This window comes from Hugenholtzia roseola DSM 9546, assembly GCF_000422585.1.
In the GTDB taxonomy this organism is placed as follows: domain Bacteria; phylum Bacteroidota; class Bacteroidia; order Cytophagales; family Bernardetiaceae; genus Hugenholtzia; species Hugenholtzia roseola.
On sequence record NZ_KE383889.1, the window covers coordinates 6,766 to 14,113 of the forward strand.

Here is a 7,348-nt window from a genome sequence, read left to right on the forward strand (position 1 = left end):
CTTTTGTATGGCAAATTTTAGATAGAAATTTGGGTACAAACGGTGAATTTGTAAGTGTATCAGGTTCGGAAAATCAGTTGATTTTTACGCCTACGCAAAATGGCAGTTATCGCGTTTTGGCTACTTATGGTCAGGATTGCCAGACGGCTTCGCGTAGCAAAACCTTTGCAGCGATTACTTTGGGTGAGGAGGAAATGCCTGAAAATCAAGGATTTAGCATTTTCCCAAATCCTACCCAAGACCGCGTAACGTTGCGTTTTGAATCAAATCAAAAAGAGTTACAAGTTCGCCTATATGATGCTTTGGGCAGAGAACTTTTGCGCCAAACTTGGACAAATGCACAAGAAGTAAGCCTCGATTTGGGCAAATTTGCCAATGCCGTTTATACGTTGCAAATTGTTTCAGACCAGATGCAGCAAACAGTTAAGATTGTAAAAGAATAATAAAATGACAGAACCGTCGCCGAGGGTTTGCCCGTCGGCGAGGTTTTTCAAACCTTTTCTTTTCGGTCTGTGATTTATTTTAGGTATCGTTTTTTTACAAAAAACTTGTTTTTTCAAACGCCGTCGGCGACGGCTAAGAGCCTCGCCGACGGCTCAAAAAAAGCTCACGACGAAAGTTGTGGGCTTTTTTTTACTAAGTAATAAGGCTGATTCAAAGGATAAAAACTTGTTTCCACTAAAAACAAAGTATAGGCGACCGCATTGCTTCGTAGTTTTGGGTGTATGATTGATTGAAAAACCCTTAATTTTATTCTAAAATGAAACAAAAATCACACATTCGAAGGTCGCACTTTTTGTGGCTGATTGCTTTTTTGTGTTTGATGAGTGCTACGGGGACTGCTTTGGGGCAGGAAATAAATATTCAGGGACTAATTCCGAATGCCTCTCAAAATGTTCCTAGTGGAAGTACTACCGTTTCGGTACTCAACAACACATACTTTGGTAGTCGCTCAATGTGTAACGGAAGTATCACACATACTTTCCAGATATATAATGGCGACTCAGCTCCATTAAGCCTTACAGGTTCTCCTCTTGTATTGCTTTCGGGTTCGCCCGACTTTAGCGTGTCGATGCCGCCCTTTAAAACCACGATTCCAGCATGGGATACTACAGCTTTTAGTATTACCTACACTCCCACGATGATAGGGACACAAACAGCCACTGTGTCGATTGCCAATAATGACGCAGATGAAAACCCTTATACTTTCGTAATCAGTGGCATAGGGATAAATACACCCACTTGGGACTACCTTGGGACTGCGGGTTTCTCAGCAGGCAGCGCAGACAACCAAAGTCTTGCCATTCACCCCATTACACACGAACCCTACATAGCCTATGGTGATAATACCGCAGGGGGACGTATTACGGTTATGCGTTTTGATGGGTCAAATTGGGTTACTGTGGGAGGGACTGGCTTCTCTCCATGGGCGGTTCAGGAAACAAGTCTTGCTTTTCACCCCACTACCTACGAGCCTTATGTGGCTTTTGCAAATGGAGGTGGCGTGGTAATGCGCTTTGATGGTACAAATTGGGTAAGTTTACAAACTGGTGGCATAGGTTTTGGAGTGGCAGAACACATAGAATTAGATTTTCACCCCATTACCCATGAGCCTTATGTGGGTTTCATAGATGCTATCGCTTCCGTGTCAGAACGTGCGGTAGTTTATCGATTTAGTGGGGGATTCTTTCAAAATTTGGGGGGAAATACTTCAGGAGCAGCAAATGTAGACTATTCTTGCTTTGCTATTAGCCCAACAACAGGAGAAGTTTACTCGGCTTTTCGTGATGCTGGATTGGGAAACTTTGTTATGCGTTGGGACGGTTCAGGATGGGTAAATGTGGGAGGAGTAACTGTTTCGGCAGGCGATGCAAACCGTTTAGACCTTAAATGTAGCCCTACCACAGGAGAGCCTTATTTGGCATATCGTGATGAAACACAAGGCAATAGAATAACGGTAAAACGCTTTAACGGCACGAACTGGGTAACGGTAGGCACTGAAGGTTTCTCTTCTTCTACAGCTGTTGCGTATCCAAGTCTTGCTTTTGACCCTATTTCGGGAGACCCCTATGTGGCTTATAGCGACTTGTCTAATGGCAGCCGAGCGACAGTACTGCGTTTTGATGGCACAAACTGGGTTAGTGTAAGTGCTTCGTCGGGCTTCTCTGCGGGTGCAATTGATTATCCATGCCTTGCTTTTTCACCCATAGGGGAGGGATTTTTAGGGTTTCAAGACCAAAGTGTTGCTGACAAGAGCAGTGTAATGACCCTGAACCCAGAAATTCAAATCTCAGGAAATGGAATAGAAATCGTCAGCGGTAGTACAACGACTTCGGTCGCAAATAATACCGACTTTGGTTATCTTGCAGACTGTATTGCGTTAGGCACACTATCAGAAACTTTCACGATAGAAAACGTAGGAGGGTCTACATTAGAGCTTACAGGTTCGCCTTATGTTAGCCTCTCTGGTACTGATGCCGCACATTTTAGTGTAAGCACTCAACCGAGTGGAGGAGTTGTAACAGCTTGTAGTGGTGGAGAGAGTTTTACCATCACTTATCAGCCTACGGGTGCAGGGATACATCACGCCATAGTAACGGTAAGCAACAGTGACAGCAATGAAGGAAGCTATACCTTTGCCATACGTGGAAGAGCAGGCACTCCTACTCTTTTTGGAAATGGACTACAAGCTAATACAGTTTCCAAACTTGCAGGTAGTGATGGCGCGGCTGGAAATATCAACGGCACAGGAGCAGCAGCTCGTTTCAACTTTCCTCAAGGAATGGTTATCGGAAACGATGGGGCTATTTATGTAGCTGATGCAGTTAATGCTAAAGTACGAAAAGTAACGATGGCAGGTGTAGTTTCTGATTTCAGTACTTTGGCAGGAAGCCTTGGGGAAATTGTAAAAGACAATAATGGAGATTTTTTTGTAGCAGATGCTCATCGAATTGTCAAAATTTCAGGCACAACAGGAGCAATTCTACAAACTATTGGCTCTACGACTCCAGGTAGTAGCGATGGCGATTTCACAACAGCAAGATTCAATACGGTCTATGGGTTGGCATTGCACCCTGTTACAGACGAATTGTATTTTAGCGATCGTTCAAATCACAAAATTCGTAAGGCTAATTTTACTTCCAATACCGTTACGACAGTAGTAGGTAGTTCAGTAGGTTTTGCAGATGGAATCGGAACGGCAGCTCGTTTTAACCAACCTCATGGAATTGAGTTTGATGCCTCTGGAGACTTTTTGTACATTGCCGACCGTTATAATCATCGCATTCGTAGATTAAATCTAAATACCAGCGAAGTAACGACTGTGGCAGGTTCTCTTAGTGGTTTTGTAGATGGGGCAGCTTCTTCTGCACGATTTAATCAGCCTGTAGGAATTAAATTTGATAATTTTGGTAATCTATACATTGCAGACGTACAAAATCATAGAGTTCGTAAACTTTCAGGCTCAACGGTAAGTACTTTTGTTGGTTCTTCAGCAGGATTTACCAATGGTGCAGCTGCAACAGCAAGGCTGACTTTTCCACATAGTCTTCTTTTTGTTGGCAATGATGTATATGTAGGCGAAGCTCATAATATCCGAAAAATAGAGACAACTATTGTAAACGGAACCCTCACCCCTTTCTCAGCAGCTTGTGGCGCACCTTCGGCAGCACGAGAAATGCAAATTTTAGCATCTTCTTTGTCTTCCAATCTTACTCTCACAGCTCCCACAGGCTTTGAAGTTTCCTTAAATCCCACTTCGGGTTTTGCCTCTTCTTTGAGCCTTGCGCCCACAAGCGGAACTGTTAATACTACAGTTTATGTACGTATGAACAATAGCTACACGAATGTAAGCGGAAGCATTGTGGCTTCTTCTAATTGTGGGAGCGACTCTCTGGCTGTTTCAGGAACGCTTACAAATTTGCCTAATGCCCCTACTTTTACAGGCACGACAACAATTTGTAGTGGAAATACAACTGTACTGAACGCAACTGACTTATTGCCAAGCGCGACAGTGCGTTGGTATGATGCACCTACGGGGGGGGACGCTTTTGCAAACGGGCGCAACCTTTACTACGCCTGCACTTTCAGCAAACACAACCTATTATGTAGAGCAGGAAGATGCGGGAGGTTGTATTTCTATAAGAACAGCTATTGCCCTTACGGTTAATCCTACCCCTGCCGAGCCTACCTTTACAGGCACAACAACGTTTTGTAATGGTAGCACAACTACTCTCACAGCGACAGGTTTAGTAACGGGAGCTACGGTTCGTTGGTATGATGCGCCTACGGGTGGTACGCTTTTGCAAACGGGTACAAGTTTTACTACGTCTGCACTTTCGGCAAGTACAACCTATTACGTAGAGCAAGAAAATGCAGCAGGTTGTATCTCAATAAGAACCGCAATCGCCATCACAGTAACGGGTGCTTGCCCCGACATTGCTTTGTGGAACAATGCCATTGGCGCAAATATTCCCAATGGGGCTACGGCAAGTGTGGCAGATGGAACAGACTTTGGAAGCTTCGACTTTTGTGCAGGCGCAGTAACCCGCGACTTTCACATTCTAAACAACGTACCCGCCAGTGGGAATGCCCTTACGCTCGTGGGTTCGCCTTTGGTGGCAATTTCGGGTTCGTCGGATTTTAGCATATCGGCACAACCTACATCTTCTACTATTCCGGGTGGAGGTAGTTTCCTAATTTTTAGTGTTACTTACACGCCTTCTACATTAGGGACACAAACTGCGGTAATTTCTATTGCCAGTGATGACCCTGACGAAAACCCCTACACCTTTCAAGTCAGCGCAACAGCGACAACTTCTGTTTCTATGATTGATATGTGGCAGAATGTAGGCACAGCGGGCTTCTCGAATTCGGGTGCGGAATATCAGAGTCTGGCTTTTCACCCCACCACAAACGAACCTTATGTCGCTTTCCGTGATGGGAGCAATGGAAATGCCGTTACTTTAATGCGTTTTGATGGCACAAACTGGGTAAATGTGGGTACAACAAGCCGAACCTGCTCACCACACTTAGGTATGTCCTTAGCTTTTCACCCCACTACGCACGAGCCTTATGTCGCTTATATTGATTTTAATCAGTCTGGTAGAGCGCGAGTAATACGTTATGATGGTGCGGCTTGGGTAAATGTAGGTAATAATATCACTTTGGGGCAGGGCTATCAACCCGATTTAGCCTTTCACCCTACCACGCACGAAGCTCATTTAGTAGTTACTGATACAGGACAAGGTTCAGGACAGGTATTGTTCCGCTTCAATGGCTCTGCTTGGTCAAGTTTAGGCGGAAACCTATCGGGCAACTCAACCAATTATGGTAGCCTTGCTTTCCACCCCAGCACTGGAGAGCCTTATGTGGCGTATAGCAATTATACAGGACCTTTTCAAAGAGTTTGGGTGAGGCGTTGGGACGGTACTGCTTGGCAGACGGTTAGTGGTGGAGTGGCATCTTTAGACCCTGGAACATTCGTAGATTTAGCCTTCAATTCCGCAGGCGTGCCTCATGTGGTGTACCGCGACAACGCAAATGGAAACAGGGCTTTAGTTAGGCGATTTAATGGAACAACTTGGTCTTCGGTAGGTACATTTGTTTCAGCAGGCATAGCTAACTATCAACAAATTGCTTTCCACCCCACTACGGACGAGGCGTATGTAGCCTATTGCGATGTGGCTAATGCCAATAAAACTACGGTGAGGCGTTTTGATGGAACGACTTGGCAGAATGTAGGTGCAGTGGGCTTTTCTGCGGGAATTTCCGCTTGGCAGAGTTTTGCTTTTCAGCCAAGTACAGGCACTCCTTATGTGGCGTATCGAGATGCTGCTAATGCCAACCGCACAACTGTAATGCGTATGAATACTATTCCCGCTTCAGAAATCCGAATTTCAGGAAATGGGACAGAAATCGTCAGTGGTAGTGCAGTTGCTTCGGTAGCGAACGATACCGACTTTGGTAGCCTCAACACTTCTTGCGGTGGCGCAACCAACGTTGCACGTACTTTCACGATTGAAAACTTAGGGATAACACCACTCACCCTTACAGGTACGCCTTATGTAAGTGTATCTGGAACAGGTGCTGCCCATTTTAGCGTAAGCACGCAACCCAGTAACGCCACGATTGGGGCTTGTGGTACTGAAATCTTTGTCATTACCTATCAGCCCACAGCCGTAGGTACGCATACTGCTACCGTAACGGTAAGCAACGACGATAGTGATGAGGGTACGTACACTTTCACTATTAGCGGAAGCAACCTATCCACAGACGTTACGCCACCTATGCTTACGGCTTGTCCTGCCAATATTGTACTTACCGCACCTGCGGGCAGTTGTGCGACAGCAAATTGGACTGCACCCACAGCGACTGACAACTGCGGCACGCCCACAGTAAGTAGCACCCACAATTCGGGCGACATATTCCCACACGGCATCACAACCGTAACTTACACCGCTACGGATTTGGCAGGGAACACCACAAACTGTTCCTTCACCGTAACCGTCAATGATGTAACCCCACCAAGTTTTACGGCTTGTCCTGCCAATATTTCGCTCAATACTGCCGCTGCAAGTTGCGATGTCGTAGCTACTTGGGTAGCTCCCACAGCGTCAGACAACTGTGGCATACAAAGCGTAAGTAGCACCCACAATTCGGGCGACCTCTTTCCTTTGGGTACTACCGTTGTAACCTATACCGCTACCGACTTGGCAGGTCTTACCTCAACTTGCTCTTTTAACGTAACGGTTACAGACGCTACTCCACCTACTGCCCTTTGTCAGAATATCAATGCAACCTTAGACGCAAGTGGAAATATTACGGTCAATGCCTCGCAAATCAATAACGCAAGCAGCGACAACTGTACGGCAGCCGCAGGCTTAAATTTTGTATTTGATGATACAGGTTTGGCTACTAAAAATTTTACTTGTGCTGATGTAGGCAATCAAAATGTAACGCTGCGTGTAACTGATGCAGCAGGAAATTCCGCCACCTGTGCTGCCATTGTCAATGTAATTTCCTCTGCCCTTCCGATTGCGAATTGCCAAAACATTACGGCGGACTTAGATGCAAGTGGAAATGTTATCGTCAATGCTTCCGCGCTGGACAATGGTAGCAGTGTTTCTTGTGGGGGTTCGATTGTATCTTACCTTTTTGATGACACAGGTTTGGCTACGCGCAATTTTACTTGTGCCAATTTGGGTGCAAATGCAGTTACCCTTCGCATCACTGACAATAGTGGAAATACCGCAACTTGTACCGCCACAATTACGGTAAATGACATTGTCGCCCCTGTATTCGCTACTTGTCTTTCAAATCAGACCGAAAACCTAAGCGCAACTTGTGG

Annotated in this window: 3 protein-coding genes; all 3 read left to right on the forward strand. The window is 45.5% G+C overall.

Features of this window, described 5'->3' with window-relative positions; genetic code table 11:
- Window positions 1–443: T9SS type A sorting domain-containing protein (locus G500_RS24495; protein WP_035758350.1), on the forward strand; the 443-nt coding region annotated here is incomplete at its 5' end.
- A 317-nt stretch (window positions 444–760) separates the two neighbouring features.
- Window positions 761–4,168 carry a choice-of-anchor D domain-containing protein gene (locus G500_RS0120680; protein WP_027003920.1) on the forward strand — a complete coding sequence of 1,136 codons (3,408 nt, stop codon included), beginning with the start codon at window positions 761–763 and terminating at the stop codon, window positions 4,166–4,168.
- Window positions 4,050–7,348: HYR domain-containing protein (locus G500_RS26405; protein WP_245574522.1), on the forward strand; the 3,299-nt coding region annotated here is incomplete at its 3' end. The genes G500_RS0120680 and G500_RS26405, both read left to right, overlap by 119 nt.

What these genes read in the sequence shown, in the direction of transcription:
- G500_RS0120680 (WP_027003920.1), top strand. Translation starts at nt 761, where the DNA reads ATGAAACAAAAATCACACATTCGAAGGTCGCACTTTTTGTGGCTGATT.